The organism is Xanthomonas sp. LMG 12460 (assembly GCF_009192895.1).
GTDB lineage: Bacteria > Pseudomonadota > Gammaproteobacteria > Xanthomonadales > Xanthomonadaceae > Xanthomonas_A > Xanthomonas_A sontii.
Window position 1 is genome coordinate 16,805 of sequence record NZ_NKUH01000032.1, and the last position, 17,886, is coordinate 34,690.

General features: G+C 69.8%; 21 protein-coding genes. 12 read left to right on the plus strand and 9 right to left on the minus strand.

Annotated elements, in window-relative coordinates:
• Positions 1-17: 17 nt before the first annotated feature.
• Genes asnS through CEK66_RS07575 form a run of 4 tightly spaced genes read left to right on the plus strand, consistent with a single transcriptional unit; the run spans position 18 to position 2,679 of the window.
• Complete coding sequence (gene asnS / locus CEK66_RS07560; RefSeq protein ID WP_152236449.1) at positions 18-1,412, plus strand: asparagine--tRNA ligase; 1,395 nt, start codon at positions 18-20, stop codon at positions 1,410-1,412.
• Positions 1,413-1,434: 22 nt separating this feature from the next.
• Positions 1,435-1,740: a hypothetical protein gene (locus CEK66_RS07565; protein WP_017907180.1), complete on the plus strand. Its 306-nt coding sequence runs from the start codon at positions 1,435-1,437 to the stop codon at positions 1,738-1,740.
• Positions 1,737-2,051, plus strand: a complete 315-nt coding sequence (locus CEK66_RS07570) for a hypothetical protein (protein ID WP_017907181.1) — start codon at positions 1,737-1,739, stop codon at positions 2,049-2,051. Before CEK66_RS07565 ends, CEK66_RS07570 begins: the two co-directional genes overlap by 4 nt.
• A gap of 7 nt (positions 2,052-2,058) precedes the next feature.
• Complete coding sequence (locus CEK66_RS07575; RefSeq protein WP_017915420.1) at positions 2,059-2,679, plus strand: FMN-binding negative transcriptional regulator; 621 nt, start codon at positions 2,059-2,061, stop codon at positions 2,677-2,679.
• A gap of 75 nt (positions 2,680-2,754) precedes the next feature.
• On the opposite strand, the gene CEK66_RS07580 is transcribed toward CEK66_RS07575, so the two are convergent.
• From CEK66_RS07580 to CEK66_RS07620, 9 genes are all read right to left on the minus strand, one after another.
• Positions 2,755-3,465 carry a response regulator transcription factor gene (locus tag CEK66_RS07580; RefSeq protein ID WP_017912470.1) on the minus strand — a complete coding sequence of 237 codons (711 nt, stop codon included), beginning with the start codon at positions 3,463-3,465 and terminating at the stop codon, positions 2,755-2,757.
• A 334-nt stretch (positions 3,466-3,799) separates the two neighbouring features.
• A complete protein-coding gene (locus tag CEK66_RS07585; RefSeq protein ID WP_152236450.1) occupies positions 3,800-4,846 on the minus strand; it encodes a hypothetical protein in 1,047 nt (348 codons plus the stop codon).
• A 48-nt stretch (positions 4,847-4,894) separates the two neighbouring features.
• Positions 4,895-5,677 (minus strand): hypothetical protein, encoded by a 783-nt coding sequence (locus CEK66_RS07590; protein ID WP_152236451.1) that lies wholly within the window; start codon positions 5,675-5,677, stop codon positions 4,895-4,897.
• A gap of 41 nt (positions 5,678-5,718) precedes the next feature.
• Positions 5,719-5,907: a hypothetical protein gene (locus CEK66_RS07595; protein ID WP_152236452.1), complete on the minus strand. Its 189-nt coding sequence runs from the start codon at positions 5,905-5,907 to the stop codon at positions 5,719-5,721.
• Positions 5,900-6,358 carry a hypothetical protein gene (locus CEK66_RS07600; RefSeq protein WP_148828591.1) on the minus strand — a complete coding sequence of 153 codons (459 nt, stop codon included), beginning with the start codon at positions 6,356-6,358 and terminating at the stop codon, positions 5,900-5,902. Before CEK66_RS07600 ends, CEK66_RS07595 begins: the two co-directional genes overlap by 8 nt.
• Positions 6,358-6,618 carry a hypothetical protein gene (locus CEK66_RS07605; RefSeq protein ID WP_017910927.1) on the minus strand — a complete coding sequence of 87 codons (261 nt, stop codon included), beginning with the start codon at positions 6,616-6,618 and terminating at the stop codon, positions 6,358-6,360. Before CEK66_RS07605 ends, CEK66_RS07600 begins: the two co-directional genes overlap by 1 nt.
• A 46-nt stretch (positions 6,619-6,664) precedes the next feature.
• Entirely contained in the window at positions 6,665-7,297 is a 633-nt protein-coding gene (locus CEK66_RS07610) for a DUF2589 domain-containing protein (RefSeq protein ID WP_026143450.1), read from the minus strand.
• 13 nt (positions 7,298-7,310) lie between these two features.
• Positions 7,311-7,889 carry a DUF2589 domain-containing protein gene (locus CEK66_RS07615; protein WP_173003349.1) on the minus strand — a complete coding sequence of 193 codons (579 nt, stop codon included), beginning with the start codon at positions 7,887-7,889 and terminating at the stop codon, positions 7,311-7,313.
• Between the two features lie 70 nt (positions 7,890-7,959).
• Positions 7,960-8,499, minus strand: a complete 540-nt coding sequence (locus CEK66_RS07620; RefSeq protein ID WP_152236453.1) for a glycosyl hydrolase 108 family protein — start codon at positions 8,497-8,499, stop codon at positions 7,960-7,962.
• Between the two features lie 194 nt (positions 8,500-8,693).
• On the opposite strand from CEK66_RS07620, the gene can reads away from it, so the two are divergent.
• The 8 genes from can (at position 8,694) to CEK66_RS07660 (ending at position 17,764) form a co-directional block, all read left to right on the plus strand.
• The gene (gene can / locus CEK66_RS07625) at positions 8,694-9,356 is read left to right on the plus strand and encodes a carbonate dehydratase (protein ID WP_017910923.1); all 663 of its coding nucleotides are present in this window, start codon (positions 8,694-8,696) and stop codon (positions 9,354-9,356) included.
• Between the two features lie 37 nt (positions 9,357-9,393).
• Positions 9,394-9,915, plus strand: coding sequence for a 3-hydroxyanthranilate 3,4-dioxygenase (locus CEK66_RS07630; RefSeq protein WP_152236454.1), 522 nt, complete (start codon positions 9,394-9,396; stop codon positions 9,913-9,915).
• A 31-nt stretch (positions 9,916-9,946) separates the two neighbouring features.
• Positions 9,947-12,091 (plus strand): FUSC family protein, encoded by a 2,145-nt coding sequence (locus tag CEK66_RS07635; RefSeq protein WP_152236455.1) that lies wholly within the window; start codon positions 9,947-9,949, stop codon positions 12,089-12,091.
• A gap of 139 nt (positions 12,092-12,230) precedes the next feature.
• The gene (kynU, locus tag CEK66_RS07640) at positions 12,231-13,502 is read left to right on the plus strand and encodes a kynureninase (protein ID WP_152236456.1); all 1,272 of its coding nucleotides are present in this window, start codon (positions 12,231-12,233) and stop codon (positions 13,500-13,502) included.
• Positions 13,503-13,548: 46 nt separating this feature from the next.
• A complete protein-coding gene (locus tag CEK66_RS07645) occupies positions 13,549-14,913 on the plus strand; it encodes an NAD(P)/FAD-dependent oxidoreductase (protein WP_152236457.1) in 1,365 nt (454 codons plus the stop codon).
• 83 nt (positions 14,914-14,996) lie between these two features.
• Positions 14,997-16,436, plus strand: coding sequence for an exodeoxyribonuclease I (gene sbcB / locus CEK66_RS07650; protein ID WP_152236458.1), 1,440 nt, complete (start codon positions 14,997-14,999; stop codon positions 16,434-16,436).
• On the plus strand, positions 16,433-17,119 hold the full coding sequence (locus CEK66_RS07655; protein WP_152236459.1) for a DUF2461 domain-containing protein: 687 nt from the start codon (positions 16,433-16,435) through the stop codon (positions 17,117-17,119). Before sbcB ends, CEK66_RS07655 begins: the two co-directional genes overlap by 4 nt.
• A gap of 108 nt (positions 17,120-17,227) precedes the next feature.
• Positions 17,228-17,764 carry a DUF2939 domain-containing protein gene (locus CEK66_RS07660; protein WP_152236460.1) on the plus strand — a complete coding sequence of 179 codons (537 nt, stop codon included), beginning with the start codon at positions 17,228-17,230 and terminating at the stop codon, positions 17,762-17,764.
• Positions 17,765-17,886: the final 122 nt, after the last annotated feature.

A 17,886-nucleotide genomic window follows, 5' to 3' on the forward strand; every position in this document is an offset into this window, starting at 1 on the left:
CGGCGAGGATTCAAGTCATGACGGTGGTGAGCGTTGCACATGCGCTGGCCGGGAAGATCCCGGAAGGCGGCGAAGTCACGGTGCGGGGATGGGTGCGCACGCTGCGCGGATCTGCCGGACTGGCTTTCATCAACGTGTCCGACGGCTCCTGCTTCGCCCCGATCCAGGTGGTGGCGACCGATGCCCTGCCCAACTTCGACGAGGTCAAGCGGCTCACCGGCAGTTGCGCGCTGATCGCCAAGGGCGTGCTGGTGAAGTCGCAGGGCAAGGGCCAGTCGTTCGAGATCCAGGCCAGCGCGGTCGAGGTGGTGGGCTGGGTCGAGGATCCGCTGACCTATCCGATCCAGCCCAAGCCGATGTCGCCGGAGTTCCTGCGCGAGGTCGCGCACCTGCGTCCGCGCACCAACCTGTTCGGCGCGGTGACCCGCATCCGCAACTGCCTGGCGCAGGCGGTGCACCGCTATTTCCACCAGAACGGCTACAACTGGATCAGCACGCCGATCATCACCACCTCCGACGCCGAAGGCGCCGGGCAGATGTTCCGCGTCTCCACCCTGGACATGGCCAACCTGCCGCGCGACGCGCAGGGCCAGGTCGACTTCGGCCGCGACTTCTTCGGCAAGGAGACCTTCCTGACCGTGTCCGGCCAGCTCAACGTCGAGGCCTACTGCCTGGCGCTGAGCAAGGTCTACACCTTCGGCCCCACCTTCCGCGCCGAGAACAGCCACACCACCCGGCACCTGGCCGAGTTCTGGATGATCGAGCCGGAGATCGCCTTCGCCGACCTGGCCGAGGACGCGCGCGTGGCCGAGGACTTCCTCAAGTATCTGTTCCGCGCGGTGCTGGACGAGCGCGCCGACGACCTGGCGTTCATCGCCGAGCGCGTGGACAAGACCGCGATCAGCAAGCTGGAGACCTTCATCAACTCGCCGTTCGAGCGCATCGAGTACGGCGACGCGATCGGCCTGCTGCAGAAGTCCGGGCAGAAGTTCGAGTTCCCGGTGGAATGGGGCCTGGACCTGCAGACCGAGCACGAGCGCTGGCTGACCGAGCAGCACGTCGGCCGCCCGGTGGTGGTGACCAACTACCCCGAGCACATCAAGGCCTTCTACATGCGCCTGAACGACGACGGCAAGACCGTCGCGGCGATGGACGTGCTGGCGCCCGGCATCGGCGAGATCATCGGCGGCAGCCAGCGCGAGGAGCGCCTGGACGTGCTCGACGCGCGCATGCTGCAGTTCGGCCTGGATCCGCAGCACTACGGGTGGTACCGCGACTTCCGCCGCTACGGCACGGTGCCGCATGCCGGCTTCGGCCTGGGTTTCGAGCGCCTGGTGGTGTACGTGTGCGGGCTGAGCAACATCCGCGACGCCATCCCCTACCCGCGCGCGCCGGGCAGCGCCGAGTTCTGAGCCGGCACGGGGAGCGCGCGCCATGATCCTGTTCTTCGCGCTGTGCTTCGTCGGCGTGGCGATCGCCGGGGCCAGCGCGTTCCTGATCTTCTGGCCGCTGACCCTGGTGCACATCCGCGACCGCCATCCGCCGCTGGTGGCGGCGTTCGGGCCGGGTGCCTTCCTCAAGCCGGTCGCGCTCGGCTGGCTGCTGGCGCGGCGCTACCGTCCGCTCGGCGACCGCGGGCTCTCCGGGCTGGCCACGCCGGCCTGGCTGTCGCTGATGACCATCTTCTTCGGCCTGGGCATGGCCGCCCTGCTCTGGCTGCTTTCCCTGGTGATTCCATGACCTCAGATTCTCCCTCCCACGATCAGTGGTACCTGGCCAGCCTCGGCCGCCTGCTGGTGTGGGCACGCCTGCGCGTGCGCGACGCCGGCACCGCCGAGGTGCTGGACAGCGACGGCAACACTCTCAGCTACGACAGCGAGGACACCGCCCGCGCGGCGTTGTTCGATGCCGAATTCGTCGCCTTCGATGGCCTGGACGAGGACGATGCGCGGGCGCGCGGCTTCTCGTTGGGCGAGGTGGCGCCGCCGCAGGCCGACGACGACGCCGGCCTGCGCGGGCGCATGACCCAGACCCTGGGCGCGCGCGCCTGATCCGGGGATGCACGTTCCACCCGCCTTCGCCGAACACGACCTGGGCGCGCTCGATGCGCTGATCGCGGACCACCCGTTCGCCACCCTGGTCACCGTCGCCGACGGCCTGCCCTGCGCCACGCCGTTGCCAGTGCTGTACCGGCGCGACGGCGAACGCATCCTGGTCGAAGGCCATTGGTCGCGGGCCAACCCGCAAGCCCGACACGCCGGGCCGGCCTTGCTGATCGTGCACGGCCCGCATGCCTACGTCTCCCCGGGCTGGTATCCGGACAAGGAGGCGATGGCGCGGGTGCCGACCTGGAACTACGCCACCGCGCACTTGCACGGGCAACTGCACCCCAGCGACGACGAAGCACTGCTGGCCGACGTGGTGGCGCGGCTGAGCGAACGCCACGAACGCGCGCTGGGCAGCGACTGGCGCTACGAGCCGGACAACGACGCGCACCGGCGCCAGTTGCGCGGCATCGTCGGCTTCCGCCTGGAGGTCGAGCGGGTCGAGTTGAAGTTCAAGCTCAGCCAGAACCATCCGCCGGCGAACCAGGCCGCGGTACGCGAGGCGCTGCAGGGCCAGGCCGACACCGGCGCGCAGGCCGTCGCGGCGCTGATGCACGCGCGACGTCCGGACTGAAGCACGCCGCCACGCAGCGCGGCCGACCATGCAGTTGTGCGCACCGCCACGGGACGCGCGGCGGCGCGCGCCGCCTCACCCACAACGGCTGGCCGGTCCCTGCCGGTCGTGCCCGGCATGGCGCGCACTGGCCCTGCCTCCCTCCAGCGGCGACAGACCTTCGCGGATCGCGTAGCGCGTCAATTGCGCGATGCTCTGCATGCCCAGCTTGAGCATGATGTGCTCGCGGTGGGTGCCGATGGTCTTGACGCTGATGTGCAGGCGCGCGGCGATCTCCTTGGTCGACAGCCCCTCGGACAGCAACTGCACGATCTCGCGTTCGCGCGAGGTCAGCAGCGTGTAGGCCGAGACCGCGTCGCCGGGCGGACAGCGGTACTCGCTGACCAGCGACTGCGACAGTTGCGGGCTGATGTACAGCTGATCGTTGCCGACTTGCTGGATCGCGCGCAGCAATTCGTGGAAGGTGCTGTTGCGCGCCAGGTAGCCCTTGGCGCCGGCGTCGATGGCTGCGCGCACATTGGCCGCCGCATCGGAGGCGGCGATGCAGATCGCTTTGCTGCGCGGGCTGCGCTGCAGCAGCCGGCGGGTGGCCTCGATGCCGTTGAGGCCCGGCAGCATCACGTCCATCAGCACGATATCCGGCTGCCGTCGGGTCACCAGTTGCACGCACTCCAGTCCGTCGACCGCGTGGCCGACCACGTCGATGTCCGGCGTGTTGTTGAGCAGGGCCACCATGCCCTCCAGCACAATGCTGCGTTCGGCGGCAATCACGATACGTGTGTTCATTCTCTACCTGTGTTGGCAATGGAACTCCCAACGCGCGACCGCGCGGCAACCCGCGTCCCCCTGCAGCGCGACGCGCCCCTTTTTCAATCGATGCGACAGCGCTGAACCTGCGCTTGCATTACGTTCTCAGCTTGTCACGCTGCGTCATGGCGGCCATCGGTTTCAGGCTGATATGGATGGCGACGACGGCTGAACTTGTGCGGATTGCCGCATTCGTCTCGGTTCGTAGACAGAATCCCGTGCTACCGCGCACGCGCTGTGACGCAGAACGAAATCCTGCGCCGACGAACGATGATGGAAACACCGGCGATACGCCGGTGCCGCGCCGGCGGGTTCATTCCGCTGCCGGCGATGGCGATGGCGGCGGCGGCAGACGCGCGGCTTCCACCTGCAGCATCCCGCGGGCGAACTCGGCGAGCCGCTGCTGGATCGCCGCCGGCGGTGTGCCGGCCTCGATCGACTGCTGCAGGGCCATCAACTGCGCGGCCAACTCGCCCTGCCAGCGCATGCGCTCGTTGTCGTTGCTGGCGCGCTGCACTTCCAGCGACGCCTGCGCCTGCGCCGAGGTATCGCCACGCACCAGCGTCTCCATCAGATCGACCAGACGCTGCAGCAGGCGGTACACCGCGGTCGCGGAGAAGCCGCCCAGCATCGCCAGGGTCGGCTTGCCGAAACTGCGCATGCTGCCGCTTTCGAACAGATCCGGCGGCAACACTTCGACCAGGATCAGCCCGGCGATCAGGCCCAGGATCATGCGCGCGCCGTAGGAGGCGTCGTACTTGGGGTCGTAGCTGGCGTCGGCGACGTAGCGGTGCACCTGGAACAGCGAGGAGAACGAGGCGCCCAGGCCGGCGCAGAACAGCAGGAACAGCGCATTCCACAGCAGCACGCTGCCCGAGGAATCCAGGAAGCCCAGGCGCACGTTGTCCGCGCTGACCTTGCTGGACAGGGCCGTCGCCACCACCGCGAACAGGAACAGCAGCGAGGTCGTGGTCAGCGCGCGCACCAGCGGCAGTGGGCCCAGCAGGGTCGCCCAGTGCGGGCGGCGACGCTCGGCATCGAGCAGGAACACCGCCTGCGGCGTGGCCGGGCGGATCAGTTGCGCCAGCCGCCGGTGGGTGACCGCCAGTTCGTGCGCGTGCACCTCGATGTCGCCGCCATCGGCGTCCGGCGTGCCGGCGCCCAGTAGCGCCGACAGGCGGGCGATCAACTCCGGCGGCACCGCCATGCCGTGCTCCAGCGCATAGCGCGCCATCGCTTCGCATTCGGCGCGCAGTTGCGGCAGGATGCCAGGCGGCGGCAGCCGCGGTCCGGCACGGCGGGCCGCGGTGAGCCGGCGCCACGCGGCGCCGGCCAGCGTCTTGATCCAGACGAGGTTCATCGCACGACTCCTGGACGGAAACGACGGCCGGCGCGTCTGCGCGACGGATTACGGGTTGGCGGGGACGCGTTCCAATAGCGCGCTGTCCCGACGCGTCCCGGTGCGGTCCAGGACCTGCAGTTCGAGATTGCCGTCCGTTCTGGCGCGCAGGGTCAACTGGCCGTCGCTCAGCAGATCGCAATAGCCGCCACGGGCAATATCCAGCGAATACACCGACGTTCCTTCGCGCATGCCGGCGTAATACGCCTGCACTGCGCACTCGCGTGGTGCGCCGTAGCGCAGTTGCACCGAGGGCTTGCCCGGTGCCTGCGGCGTCGCGGCGACGCTCAGGTCCACGGCAACGTCCCGATCGCCGCGCTCGGGGCGCGCCATCCCGCGCCACTTGCCCTGCAGCGGGCTGGGCTGACCCGGATCGCCATGCAGCACCACCGGCAGATCCTTGCCGTCGACGTTCAAGCGCAGGTCGTCGCCGCTGCGCTGCAGGCGCAGCGGCTTGCCCATGAGCTTGTCGCAATAGGCCCCGCCATTGATCGACTCCAGTGCGAAACCGTTACCCGGCTGCGGCTTGACCAGCAACACGCAGTTCAACGGCGAGGCGAATATCAGCCTGGCATTTCCCTCGCGCTGGACCAGGCGCACGGCGGCCAGGCGCTGCGCATCCAGCGCCAGGGTGCCGCTCCATTCGCCGGGCGGCAGCGCGTCTGCGTTGGCCGCTGCGGCCGGCGCAGCAGGCGTCGGCGCCTGCGGTGCGGCACCGGCGGCGAACGGCATGGCCAGGCACAGCGCCAGCCAGAGCGGGAAACGCGCAACACCACGCGAACGGATACGCATGCGACTCTCCTGTTGGATACGAAAGGAAACGATGGGCACGGTCAGGACAGACCGAACCAGAGCAGCGCCACCACGGCCGCCACCATGCACAGTACGGCAAGCAGCCACAGCGCCCGGCGTCGACGCCGGCGCAGCCGCTGCGCGCGGGCCAGCGAGCGCAGGTCGATGTGCAGTTCTCGGCACCACAGGTCGGTGTCGTGCCGGGACAGGATGAAGCCGTGTCTACGCATGTGCGGTCTCCTGGGCGGGATCGTGCGGGGCGGGCGCATCGGACAGCTGCCACAGCTTCAGCCGCTGACCGTCGAACAGCACCTCGCCGACCGGGGTGTGGGTGCCGCGGAACAGGATCTGCAGGCGGTGCCCGGGCCGCCGCGGCCGGCGCGGCAACACCTGCAGCAGCAGGCGCGGCGCCTCGTCCGGCACCTCCTCCACGTCCAGTTCGACGTCGAAGGCCAGGGCCAGTTCGCCGATCTGCGGCAATTGCCAGGCGCGCAGCTCCCACAACGGGATCTGCAGCGACGGCGGCTCGGCCGCGTCCGTCGCCACCGGCAGGGTCTCGCCTGCGCCGAAGCAGGCGCGCAAGGCCTGTGCGTGACGCGCGCGGCAGCGCCGCTGCGCATCCAGCAGGGCCGCCGACAGCCCCTGCAGCAGCAGGTCGAACTCGCAGCGCAGGCTGGCCATCAGTCGTCCTTCATCCAGCCAGGCTTGCGCGGGAAGCCGACGTGGTAGCACAGCCACTGCATCACCACCTGGTGCTCGCCGATCTGCAGCACGGCGAAATTCTTCTCGGTGCCGATGATCGCGCCCTTCGGCGAATCGCTCAGGCAGCGGTTGAGCAAGGCCCGCGCGGCTTCGATCTGCTCGGGCGATTGCATCTGCGTCGGGTTGTCGCTGCCGACCACGACCCGCTTGACGAACTTGACTTCAGTAAGGTCGAACATCGTTGACGAGTCCCCCGACGAGATGGTTCAACGGACCGCTATGGACTTACGCGGGAACCGGCTCGGGCTTGCCGATCTTGCGCGGCGCCACCGAGGTCTGCAGGATGTCCAGCACCCGCGCCAGACCTTCCGGCGGTCCCTTGTCCGCGGCATGCACCGAGACGTGGTACTTGGCCGAGTTGTCCGAGCTGCGCGTGTTCTCCTTGCTGGTGGAGACCGAGCCCTGGATATGCACCTTGGCCTTGAACAGGCCGAAGCCGTATTCCACGTCCGCCGACATCGACGCCGAGGCATCGGTCTTCTCCTTCGAGGAGAAGGACGACTTCACTTCCATGTCGAAGGTGATGTCCACGGTCTGGATGCTCAGGCTGGGCACGTTGACGATGGCCAGCAGCGGCACTTCCAGCTCGACCTCCTCCTCGGCGATGCCGCCGGCCTTGTCCGGGTCGTCGACCGGCCGCTTGAAGCGGAAGCTGGCGGTACGGGTGGCGCCGGTTGCCTGCGGATTCTTCGGGTCGGGGTTGTCCGGCGGCAGGAAGCCGATGACGCGGATGAAATCGGCGGTGGCGCGGGCCAGCTTGACCTGCGCGTCGCAGGCCGCATCGAGCGGGCCGCCGATCAGGTCGCCCATCGGCAGACCCTTGAATTGACTTGACATATTGACGAGTTCGTCAGCCATTGCAGTGACTCCTTCAGTTGGTGGGATTGGTTACATCGTCCGTGCCCGCGACGTCCGGCTTGTCGGCCATGACCGTCTTGAACACGCCCTGCGTCTGCGCCAGATGGTTCAGCAATCTGGCCGCTCCGTCAGTCGGTTCGGTCCCCTCCACGCGCAACACGACGTGGACGGCACTCTGGCGCTGGCTCCGCGCGCTGGCGCTGGTATCCACGCGCACGCTGGAACGGGTGGCGGTGCGCTTGGCCTGCCAGGCACCGCGCGGGCCGGGCGACTCCGGCGCGAAGAAGCCGTCGGCCGACTGCAGGCCGCCGAGGTCGCCGAGCTGCGCATCGAAGCTGATCTCCACGTCCTTGATCCGCAGCACGTTGGTCGAGACCAGCGGCAGCAGCGGCGCGCGGTAGTAGTCCTCGTCGCCTTCGGCGGCCTGCGGGTGCTGCGACGGCAGGCGGATGATCACGCTCTTGGGCCGGTGGAACTCGTCGAAGTAATCGCCGAGGTTGGCCATCTGGTGCTGCTCGATGCGGTCCTGCGCCTCGATCACGGCGCCGGCCAGCGCTTCGATCAGGTCGTTCAATGCGGTCGGTCCAGCCATGGTCGCTCCTGGAGAAAGAAGGCCGCCGTCGGCGACGGCAGCGGATCGGCGGCGCTTGCCGCGCGCGCGCTCAGCTCAGGTCGGGGAAGGAGTCGGTGCGCGCCAGCCAGCCCTTGAGGAACTTGGCGAGCGGCGGCCTGGCCGCGACCAGGCGCTGGTAGTAATCGCGCCGGCCCTGCTTGTAGCGGGCATAGAGATCGCGCTGGTCGGCGGCCTTCAGCGCCGCCAGGGTGGCCGGGCCGAACTTGCCGTCCTCCGGCAGCTGCAGCGCCGGCGTCTGCGCGTTGAGCACGCGCTGCAGCAGCTTGATGGCGTTGTTGCCGGCGTTGACCTGGAAGTCGAACAGGATGTTGGCCAGCGGCTGCAGCGCGATCTCGTCGCCGTGCACCGCATTCCAGTAGCAGGTCTTGTAGATCACCCCGGCCTGCGCATCGGTGAGCGCGCGCAGGTTGTCCAGGGTCGGTTCCAGTTGCAGCAGGCTCTTGGCGTACAAGCGAAACGTCGCCAGGGTGATGCCCTTGTTGGTGGCGCCGCCCGAATCTACCGGATCGTTGACGAAGCCGCCCTCGTGCTTGAGCAGGGTCGGAAAGAAAGCGTTGAAGTCGGCCATGGGATCCTCCGCTGATGCCCGGTGTGGGCGTGGAGGAAGTCTGCGCAGCGCGCCGCATCGGCGGGATCGGCAAAAGCCCGATCCGGCGGCGGCTGCGCACTGAGACGCCGTGTGCATGCGGATCCCCGCGATCCGGGCAGCGGCGTCGGCGCGCGCCGCGCACCGGCCGCGGGCTTCTGGAATAATGCCGGGCTATGAGCAAAATCGAACAACTGCTGGACAACAACCGCTCCTGGTCCGAACGCATCAACCGCGAGGATCCGGAGTTCTTCAGCCGCCTGTCCAAGCAGCAGACCCCGGAGTACCTGTGGATCGGCTGCTCCGACTCGCGGGTGCCGGCGAACCAGATCATCGACATGGCGCCGGGCGAGGTGTTCGTCCACCGCAACATCGCCAACGTGGTCGTGCACACCGACCTGAACTGCCTGTCGGTGATCCAGTTCGCGGTCGAGGTGCTGAAGGTGCGGCACATCCTGGTGGTCGGCCACTACGGCTGCGGCGGCGTGCACGCGGGCCTGACCCGTGCGCGGCTGGGCCTGGTCGACAACTGGATCCGCCACGTCACCGACGTGGCCGAGAAGCACGAGCACTGCCTGCAGCAGGCCGGCGACCTCAATGTGCAGCACGCGCGCCTGTGCGAGCTCAACGTGCTCGAGCAGGTGGTCAACGTCAGCCGCACTTCGATCGTGCTCGACGCCTGGGCGCGCGGCCAGGAACTGACCGTGCACGGCTGGGTCTACAGCCTGCGCGACGGCCGCGTGCACGACCTGGGCATGGAACTCGACCGCATCGACGACCTGGCGCCGCGCTACGATGCCGCCCTGGCGCGCATCAGCCAGGACCGCGAGGACCGCTGAGCGGCGCGCCGTTCCGCCACCTCGATCAAGGATCCGCATGCTCCCCGGCCCGCTCAACCTGCACGCCTGGATCGACGCCCACCGGCATCTGCTGAAGCCGCCGGTGGGCAACAAGTGCATCCACGCCGGCGACTTCATCGTGATGGTGGTCGGTGGGCCGAACGCGCGCAGCGACTACCACTACGACGAAGGCCCGGAGTGGTTCTACCAGCTCGAAGGCGAGATGGTGCTGAAGATCCAGGAAGACGGCGCGGTGCGCGAGATCCCGATCCGCGCCGGCGAGACCTTCCTGCTGCCGCCGAAGGTGCCGCACTCGCCGCAGCGCGGCGCGAACTCGGTCGGCCTGGTGATCGAGCGGCGGCGCCTGCCGCACGAGCAGGACGGCCTGCTGTGGTTCTGCGAGCGCTGCAACCACCTGCTGTACGAAGCCTACTTCCCGCTGCAGGACATCGAGACCGACTTCCCGCCGGTGTTCGCGCGCTTCTACGCCTCCGAATCGCTGCGCACCTGCGCCCGCTGCGGCCACGTGCATCCGCGGCCGGCGGCCGACGCGCCGTGACCGCCCTGCCCCCGCGCCGTTCCGGCTCGCGATGCTGCGCAGCCTGATCGCGCTCAAGCCGCGCGACGTGCCGGTGCGCGTGGCCCTGCGCAACACCGCCGCGGTGGTCGCGCCGCTGGCGCTGGGCGTGGCCGCCGGCCATGCCGAGCTGGGTCTGGCGGTGTCCACCGGCGCGCTCAACACCATGTTCTCCGACCAGCCCGGCCCGTACCGGGCGCGGATGCAGCGCATGCTGATGGCCGCGCTGGCGGCAGGCGTGGCCGCGCTGCTGGGCATGCTGATCGGCGCGCACACCGTGGCGCTGGCGCTGAGCGCGCTGCTGCTCGGCCTGGGCGGCGGCCTGCTGGTGGCGCTGGGCCCGGTGGCGGCGCGGGTCGGGCTGACCAGCATGATCCTGCTGGTGGTCAGCGCCGACGTGCGCCTGCCGCCACTGCAGAGCGTCGGCGTGGCCACGCTGATCTTCGCCGGCGGCGTGCTGCAGATGCTGATGGCGCTGGCCGCCTGGCCGCTGCAGCGCTACCGCCCGGAACGCTTCGCCCTGGCCGACCTGATGCGGCAACTGGCCGGCATCGCCCGCCAGCGGCCCGGCGCGACCGCGGCGCCGCCGGCCACCGAGGCGGTGCTCGAGGCGATGGTGATGCTGCACGGCGAGCACCGCTCGCGCGGACGTGCGGTGCAGGCGTTCCGGGTCATCGCCGAGCTGTGCGAACGCGCGCGGCTGGAGCTGCTGACCCTGGCCGACCTGCACGGACGCCTGGACGCAGGATCGCCCGCGCGGCTGCCGATCGAACGCGTGCTCGAACGCAGCGCGGTGGTGCTGGACCAGCTCGCGCACGCGCTGTACAGCGCCGAGGACCCAGACGCGGCCACTGCGTCGATGACCGGATTCGACGATCTGGTGGATGCGCTGGCGCAAGTGCAGGCGCAGACCGAGGACACCCGCGAACGCCGCCTGCTGCGCATCGCCGTGGCCCGTGCGCAGGGCCTGGGCGGCCAGCTGCGCGCGCTGGCGCGCAATGGCCGCTGGGCCAGCAGCCGCGGCGAGATCCAGGCCGAACTGGCCGAGGCGCAGTTGCCGGCGGCGCTGCGTCCACTGGCGCCGCTGCAGACCTTGAGGGCGAATCTGAAGCTGTCCTCGGTGGCGTTCCGCCACGCGCTGCGCTGCGGCGTGTGCCTGGCGCTGGCGGTGCTGTTCGCCCGCTGGCAGGCGATCCCGCACGGCTACTGGATCCCGATGACCACCGCGATCGTGCTGAAGCCGGATTTCGGCGGCACCCTCAGCTTCGGCGCGCTGCGCGTGGCCGGCACCTTCGGCGGGCTGCTGCTGGCCACCGTGCTGGCCCACTTCGTGATGGACGGGGCGGTGGTGCGGCTGCTGTTGCTGACCGTGTTCTGTCTGGGGTTCCGCCTGCTGACCCAGGTCAACTACGGGCTCGGCGTGGCCTGCCTGACCGGCATGCTGGTGCTGCTGCTGTCGTTCGAGGGCATGGCGCCGGGCGAGGCGATCGGCGAGCGCATCCAGGCCACCGTGCTCGGCAGCGCGCTGGCGCTGGCCGCCTACGCGCTGTGGCCGACCTGGGAACGCAAGCACATCCGCGCGATCCTGGCGCAGTTGCTGCTCGCCTACCGCGACCATCTCGATGCGGTGCTGGAAGGCCGCCTGCAGACGCTGCCGGACACCCGCGCGGCCTCGCGCACCGCGCGCACCAACGCGCAGGCCTCGATCGAACGCCTGCGCGGCGAGCCGCGGCGCAAGCGCAACCTGCGCGAACTGACCCTGGCCGAATCGGTGCTGGCCAACGGCAACCGGCTGATCCGCGCCTCGCTGGCGCTGGAGGCGGTGCTGCGCGATGCGCCGCCGCTGCCGCCGTTGCCGGAACTGCAGCAGTTCCGGCAACAGGCGCATGCCGCACTGACCGAACTGGCCGACAGCCTGCGCAGCGGCACGCCGCCCGCGCAGGCCAGCCTGCGCGCGGACGAGCGGCGCCTGGCCGAGGCGCTGGCCGCGCAGACGCAGGATGGCAGCGACGGCGGCGCGCTGCCCGCACTGGCCGACACCAGCGACCGCGTCGCCGACAGCGTCGGTACCCTGACCCACCTGGTCCGCAGCGCCTTGTTGCCGGCTGCCGCGGCCGCCAAGGAACAACCGCAGGTGACCGCGCACCGCAGCGGGTGAACGCGCCGTCGCCTCACCCTGGCCGTGCGGCCGCTGCTGCAGAGGGCCACGCGGCCTTGCCCCGCGCCGTGCCACGCACTCACCTCCCGTCGTCCTACACGCTCTAGACTCTCGCCCTGCTTCCCGGAATCCAATGCCGATGAACGAGATCCTGTCCCGCCAGCACGCCATCGCCCTCGACGCCGCCGATCCGCTGCGGGCCCTGCGCCAGGAGTTCCTGTTCCCGCAGCATCAGGGCGCCGACCAGGCCTATTTCGTCGGCAACTCGCTGGGCCTGCAACCGCGCAGCGCGCGCGCCGCGGTGCAGGAGGTGCTGGACAAGTGGTCGTCGCTGGCGGTGGAAGGCCATTTCAACGGCGACACCCAGTGGATGACCTACCACGAACTGCTGGCCGCGCCGCTGGCGCGGCTGGTCGGCGCGCACCCGCACGAAGTGGTGGCGATGAACACGCTGACGGTGAACCTGCACCTGCTCATGGTCAGCTTCTACCGGCCCACCCGCGAGCGCCCTGCGATCCTGATCGAGGCCGGCGCGTTCCCGTCCGACCAGCATGCGGTGGCCTCGCAGATCCGTTTCCACGGCTTCGACCCGGCCACCGACCTGATCGAAGTGCAGCCCGACGGCGTCGATGGCACCGTGTCGCTGGCGGCGATCGAGCGCGCCATCGCCGAGCACGGCCCGCGCCTGGCGCTGGTGCTGTGGCCGGGCGTGCAGTACCGCACCGGCCAGGCCTTCGACCTGGCCGCGGTGGCGCGGCTGGCGCGCGCGGCCGGCGCCGCGGTCGGCTTCGACCTGGCCCACGCGATCGGCAACGTGCCGCTGCACCTGCACGATGCCGCGCCGGACTTCGCGGTGTGGTGCCACTACAAATATCTCAACGCCGGCCCCGGCGCGGTCGCCGGCGCCTTCGTGCACGAACGCCACGGCCACGGCGACACCCCGCGCTTCGCCGGGTGGTGGGGCCACGACAAGCGCACCCGTTTCCGTATGGCGCCCGAATTCGTCGCCGCGCCCGGTGCCGACGGCTGGCAGCTGAGCAATCCGCCGATCCTGAGCATGGCCCCGCTGCGCGCCTCGCTGGACCTGTTCGAGCGTGCCGGGCTGGACGCGCTGCGGCAGAAATCGCAGCAACTGACCGGCTACCTGGAGACGCTGATCCGCGCCCGCCTGGCCGACACCCTGCAGATCATCACCCCGTCCGACCCGGCGCAACGCGGCTGCCAGTTGTCGCTGCGGGTGGCCGGCGGGCGGGAGCGCGGTCGCGCCCTGTTCGATTACCTGCAATCGGTCGGCGTGCTCGGCGACTGGCGCGAGCCGGACGTGATCCGGATCAGCCCGGTGCCGCTGTACAACCGCTACCGCGACGTCTACCGCTTCGTCGAGGAAGTGGAAACCTGGGCCGGCGTCTGAGCCGCCTTCTTCGCGCGGCGGCCTGCCGCGCCTTCCGGACACCGCATTGAACGCATCCCCCCGCAGCATCACCCTGATCGGCGCCGGCCTGGCCGGCTCCCTGCTCGCCATCCTGCTCTCGCGCCAGGGCTGGCAGGTCACCGTCTACGAGCGTCGTGGCGACCCGCGCGTGCACGATTACGAGCGCGGCCGCTCGATCAACCTGGCCCTGGCCGAACGCGGCCTGCACGTGCTGCGCCAGGCCGGCGCCGATGCCGCGGTGATGGCCAAGGCGGTGATGATGCGCGGGCGCATGGTGCATTTCGCCGACGGCCACCAGCAGCTGCAGCGCTATGGCCGCGACGACAGCGAGGTGATCTGGTCGGTGCACCGCAACGACCTCAACATCACCCTGCTGCAACTGGCCGAACAGGCCGGGGCGCGCATCCATTTCTACCGGCGCCTGCACACGGTGGATTTCGATGCCGGCTATGCGCGTTTCATCGACGACCGCGACGACCAGCCGCACGACATCCGCTTCGACAGCATGATCGGCGCCGACGGCGCCGGCTCGGCGCTGCGCGCGGCGATGCAGCGCAAGGCGCCGATGGCCGAGCACATCGAGTTCCTCGACCACTCGTACAAGGAACTGGAGATCCCGCCCGGCGCCGACGGCGGCTTCCGCATCGAAGCCAACGCCCTGCATATCTGGCCGCGCGGTCACTACATGTGCATCGCCCTGCCCAACGATGAGGGCACCTTCACCGTCACCCTGTTCCTGCCCAACAAGGGCGAGCCCAGCTTCGCCACCGTGCGCAGCGGCGACGAGGCGCTGGCGCTGTTCGCGCGCGACTTCGCCGATGCGCTGCCGCTGATGCCGCAACTGGCCGAGCATTGGGAGCAGCATCCGCCGGGCCTGCTCGGCACGCTGCGCCTGGAGCGCTGGCACCTGGACGGCCGCGCGGTACTGCTGGGCGACGCCGCGCACGCGATGGTGCCGTTCCACGGGCAAGGCATGAACTGCGCGTTCGAGGATTGCGCGGCGCTGGCCGCGCACCTGCAGCGCGAGCCGGACCTGGCGCGCGCCTATGCCGCCTTCGAGGCCGAGCGCAAGCCCAATGCCGGCGCGATCCAGCAGATGGCGCTGGAGAACTACGTGGAAATGCGCGACCGCGTCGGCGATGCCGGCTTCCTGCTGCAGCGCGAACTCGGCCAGGCCCTGCAGGCGCGGCATCCGACCCGCTTCGTGCCGCACTACACCATGGTCACCTTCCTGCGCACGCCGTACGCGCAGGCGCTGGAACGCAGCGAGGTGCAGCGCGACATCCTGGTCCAGGCCACGCAGGGCCACAGCGATCTGTCGCGGATCGACTGGCACTGGCTGGAGCGCATCGTGCACGCACGGCTGGCACCGCTGGAGGGGGCGCATTGAACCGGCGTAGCCTATCCGGACACCCGCTCCTACAAGCATCCCCACGCTCCTAGACTCGCCTGCCTCGCACCATTCGATTCGTCATGCCCGACAGCTTCCTCTTCTACGACCTGGAAACCTTCGGCGCCGATCCGCGGCGCACGCGCATCGCGCAGTTCGCCGCGGTGCGCACCGATGCCGAGCTCAACGTGATCGAGGAGCCGATCAGTTTCTTCGTCAAACCGGCCGACGACCTGCTGCCCTCGCCGGTCGCCACCCTGATCACCGGCATCGCCCCACAGCAGGCACTGCGCGAGGGCGTCAGCGAAGCCGAGACGTTCGCACGCATCGCCGAGCAGATGGCGCGGCCGCAGACCTGCACGCTGGGCTACAACTCGCTGCGCTTCGACGACGAGTTCGTGCGCCATGGTCTGTTCCGCAATTTCCACGATCCCTACGAACGCGAGTGGCGCAACGGCAACTCGCGCTGGGATCTGCTGGACATGCTGCGACTGATGCACGCGCTGCGCCCGGAGGGCATCGTCTGGCCGCAGCGCGAGGACGGCGCCACCTCGTTCAAGCTGGAGCAACTGGCGCTGGCCAACGGCGTGCGCGACGGCGATGCGCACGAGGCGCTGTCCGACGTGTACGCGACCATCGGCATGGCCCGGCACTTCCGCCGCAGCCAGCCGCGGCTGTGGGAGTACGCGCTGAAGCTGCGCGACAAGCGCTTCTGCGGCGGCCTGCTCGACGCGGTGGCGATGCAGCCGGTACTGCACGTGTCGATGCGCTATCCGGCCACGCGCCTGTGCGCGGCGCCGGTGCTGCCGCTGGCGCGGCATCCGCGCATCGACAGCCGGGTGCTGGTGTTCGACCTGGAAGGCGACATCGAGCCGCTGCTGCGCTATACGCCGGAACAGATCGCCGACCGCCTGTACACCCCGCAGGCCGACCTGCCCGAGGGCGAACAGCGTATCCCGCTCAAGGAAGTGCATCTGAACAAGGCACCGGCGCTGGTCGCCTGGGCGCACCTGCGCGAAGCGGATTTCGCCCGGCTGCGGCTGGACCCCGCGCAACTCCTGGCCAAGGCAGAGCGCCTGCGCGAAGCCGGCCCGGCGCTGGCGGAGAAGGTGCGGCGGGTGTTCGCCAGCGAGCGCGCCGCGGTGCCGGCCGATGTCGACGCCTCGTTGTACGACGGCTTCCTGGCCGATGGCGACAAGCGCACGATGGCTCAGGTCCGCGCCACCCCGCCGGCGCAACTGGCCGCGCTGGAAGGCCAGTTCCGCGATCCGCGCCTGCCCGAGCTGCTGTTCCGCTACCGCGCGCGCAACTGGCCGCAGAGCCTGTCCATCGCCGAACAGGCGCGCTGGGACGACTACCGGCGGCAGCGCCTGCAGCAGGACAGCGGCCTGTCCGAACTGAGCTTCGACGCCTTCTACGCGGAACTGGCCGGTTTACGCCTGGCTCACCCGCAGGATGCTACCAAGCAAGCCCTGCTCGACCAGTTGGCCGCCTGGGGCCACGACCTGCAACGCAGCCTATGACCAGCTATTTCAGCGACGCCAGCTTCAAGTTCCTGCGTGCCCTGGCACGGCACAACGACAAGGCCTGGTTCAACGACAACCGGCACAAGTACGAAGAACACGTGCGCCAGCCGTTCCTGCGCCTGATCACCGACCTGCAGCCGGACCTGGCCCAGGTCAGCGAGCACTTCCGCGCCGACCCGCGCGGCGTCGGCGGCTCGCTGTTCCGCATCCACCGCGACGCGCGCTTCTCCCACGACAAGTCGCCGTACAAGACCTGGCAGGGTGCGCGCCTGTTCCACGAGCGGCGCAAGCAGGTGCCGGCCCCCTCGTTCTACATCCACCTGCAGCCGGGCGAGAGCTTCGTCGGCGCCGGGCTGTGGCATCCGGAACCGGACACGCAGCGCAAGGTGCGCCAGTTCATCTTCGACAATCCCGGCAGCTGGAAGGCCGCCGCGCATGCGCCGGCGCTGCGCCGCCGCTTCGACTTCGAGGAAAGCGAGATGCTGGTGCGGCCGCCGCGCGGTTTCCCGGCCGATTTCGACTACATCGACGACCTCAAGCACAAGAACTGGGTGTTCTGGCGCCAGCTCGACGACGCGACCATGACCGGCCCGCGGCTGCGCGCGCAGGTCGCCGCCGACCTGCAGACGCTGGGCCCGTTCGTGGACTATCTGTGCGCGGCGCTGGACCTGGAGTTCTAGAACGGCAGTGCTTCCCCGTCGGAACGGCTTCAGCGGCGACAGGCATTCCCGGTCACGCGTCGCGGCTGATCCGCTCCTGCAGAACGCCCACACGCAAGGAGACATGCGATGAAGAAATGGCTGACCTTGCTGTTCCTCGCCCTGCTCGCCCTCGGCGGCTACGTCGTCGCTGGGCCGTACCTGGCCATCCGCGGCATCGACCAGGCGTTGCGCGAGCGCGATGCGGCGGCACTGGAGCGCTACGTCGACTTTCCCACGCTGCGGGTCAACCTCAAGGCCCAGGTGGACGATGCGCTGGTGCGCCGCGCCGGCCCCGACCTGCAGTCCAGCCTGTTCGGCGGGGCGCTGCTGTCGCTGGCCGGCGGCCTCGGCGGCATGAGCGTGGATGCGCTGGTCACCCCGACCGGCATCGGCGCGCTGATGCAGGGCGACGCGCTGTGGAAACGCGCCAGCGGCGACACCGTCGGCGGCGATACCTACGCCGCGCCGCGCCCGCCACAACCACTGCGCCAGGCCGAGCACCGCTTCGAATCGACCACGCGCTTCGTCGCCACCGTGCACACCGCCGACGGTACCGCCGTGCCCTTCGTATTCACCCGCGAGGGCCTGCGCTGGAAGCTCAGCAACATCCTGTTGCCGTTGTAGGGCGACTTGCCATCGTCCTGGCGCGTGGTGTCGCCCGGGACCGCATGCATTGTCTCCCCCGTCGCGCTTGCACCGGCGGCGGCATGGCGTGGACTGAACCGTCTGGCCGACGCAGCCATCCC

What these genes read in the sequence shown, in the direction of transcription:
- CEK66_RS07600 (WP_148828591.1), bottom strand. Translation starts at nt 6,358, where the DNA reads ATGGCCAGCCTGCGCTGCGAGTTCGACCTGCTGCTGCAGGGGCTGTCG.
- CEK66_RS07565 (WP_017907180.1), top strand. Translation starts at nt 1,435, where the DNA reads ATGATCCTGTTCTTCGCGCTGTGCTTCGTCGGCGTGGCGATCGCCGGG.
- CEK66_RS07635 (WP_152236455.1), top strand. Translation starts at nt 9,947, where the DNA reads ATGCTGCGCAGCCTGATCGCGCTCAAGCCGCGCGACGTGCCGGTGCGC.
- CEK66_RS07590 (WP_152236451.1), bottom strand. Translation starts at nt 5,677, where the DNA reads ATGCGTATCCGTTCGCGTGGTGTTGCGCGTTTCCCGCTCTGGCTGGCG.
- CEK66_RS07630 (WP_152236454.1), top strand. Translation starts at nt 9,394, where the DNA reads ATGCTCCCCGGCCCGCTCAACCTGCACGCCTGGATCGACGCCCACCGG.
- asnS (WP_152236449.1), top strand. Translation starts at nt 18, where the DNA reads ATGACGGTGGTGAGCGTTGCACATGCGCTGGCCGGGAAGATCCCGGAA.
- CEK66_RS07605 (WP_017910927.1), bottom strand. Translation starts at nt 6,618, where the DNA reads ATGTTCGACCTTACTGAAGTCAAGTTCGTCAAGCGGGTCGTGGTCGGC.
- CEK66_RS07580 (WP_017912470.1), bottom strand. Translation starts at nt 3,465, where the DNA reads ATGAACACACGTATCGTGATTGCCGCCGAACGCAGCATTGTGCTGGAG.
- sbcB (WP_152236458.1), top strand. Translation starts at nt 14,997, where the DNA reads ATGCCCGACAGCTTCCTCTTCTACGACCTGGAAACCTTCGGCGCCGAT.
- can (WP_017910923.1), top strand. Translation starts at nt 8,694, where the DNA reads ATGAGCAAAATCGAACAACTGCTGGACAACAACCGCTCCTGGTCCGAA.
- CEK66_RS07570 (WP_017907181.1), top strand. Translation starts at nt 1,737, where the DNA reads ATGACCTCAGATTCTCCCTCCCACGATCAGTGGTACCTGGCCAGCCTC.
- CEK66_RS07610 (WP_026143450.1), bottom strand. Translation starts at nt 7,297, where the DNA reads ATGGCTGACGAACTCGTCAATATGTCAAGTCAATTCAAGGGTCTGCCG.
- CEK66_RS07575 (WP_017915420.1), top strand. Translation starts at nt 2,059, where the DNA reads ATGCACGTTCCACCCGCCTTCGCCGAACACGACCTGGGCGCGCTCGAT.
- CEK66_RS07595 (WP_152236452.1), bottom strand. Translation starts at nt 5,907, where the DNA reads ATGCGTAGACACGGCTTCATCCTGTCCCGGCACGACACCGACCTGTGG.
- CEK66_RS07585 (WP_152236450.1), bottom strand. Translation starts at nt 4,846, where the DNA reads ATGAACCTCGTCTGGATCAAGACGCTGGCCGGCGCCGCGTGGCGCCGG.
- kynU (WP_152236456.1), top strand. Translation starts at nt 12,231, where the DNA reads ATGAACGAGATCCTGTCCCGCCAGCACGCCATCGCCCTCGACGCCGCC.
- CEK66_RS07655 (WP_152236459.1), top strand. Translation starts at nt 16,433, where the DNA reads ATGACCAGCTATTTCAGCGACGCCAGCTTCAAGTTCCTGCGTGCCCTG.
- CEK66_RS07620 (WP_152236453.1), bottom strand. Translation starts at nt 8,499, where the DNA reads ATGGCCGACTTCAACGCTTTCTTTCCGACCCTGCTCAAGCACGAGGGC.
- CEK66_RS07615 (WP_173003349.1), bottom strand. Translation starts at nt 7,889, where the DNA reads ATGGCTGGACCGACCGCATTGAACGACCTGATCGAAGCGCTGGCCGGC.
- CEK66_RS07660 (WP_152236460.1), top strand. Translation starts at nt 17,228, where the DNA reads ATGAAGAAATGGCTGACCTTGCTGTTCCTCGCCCTGCTCGCCCTCGGC.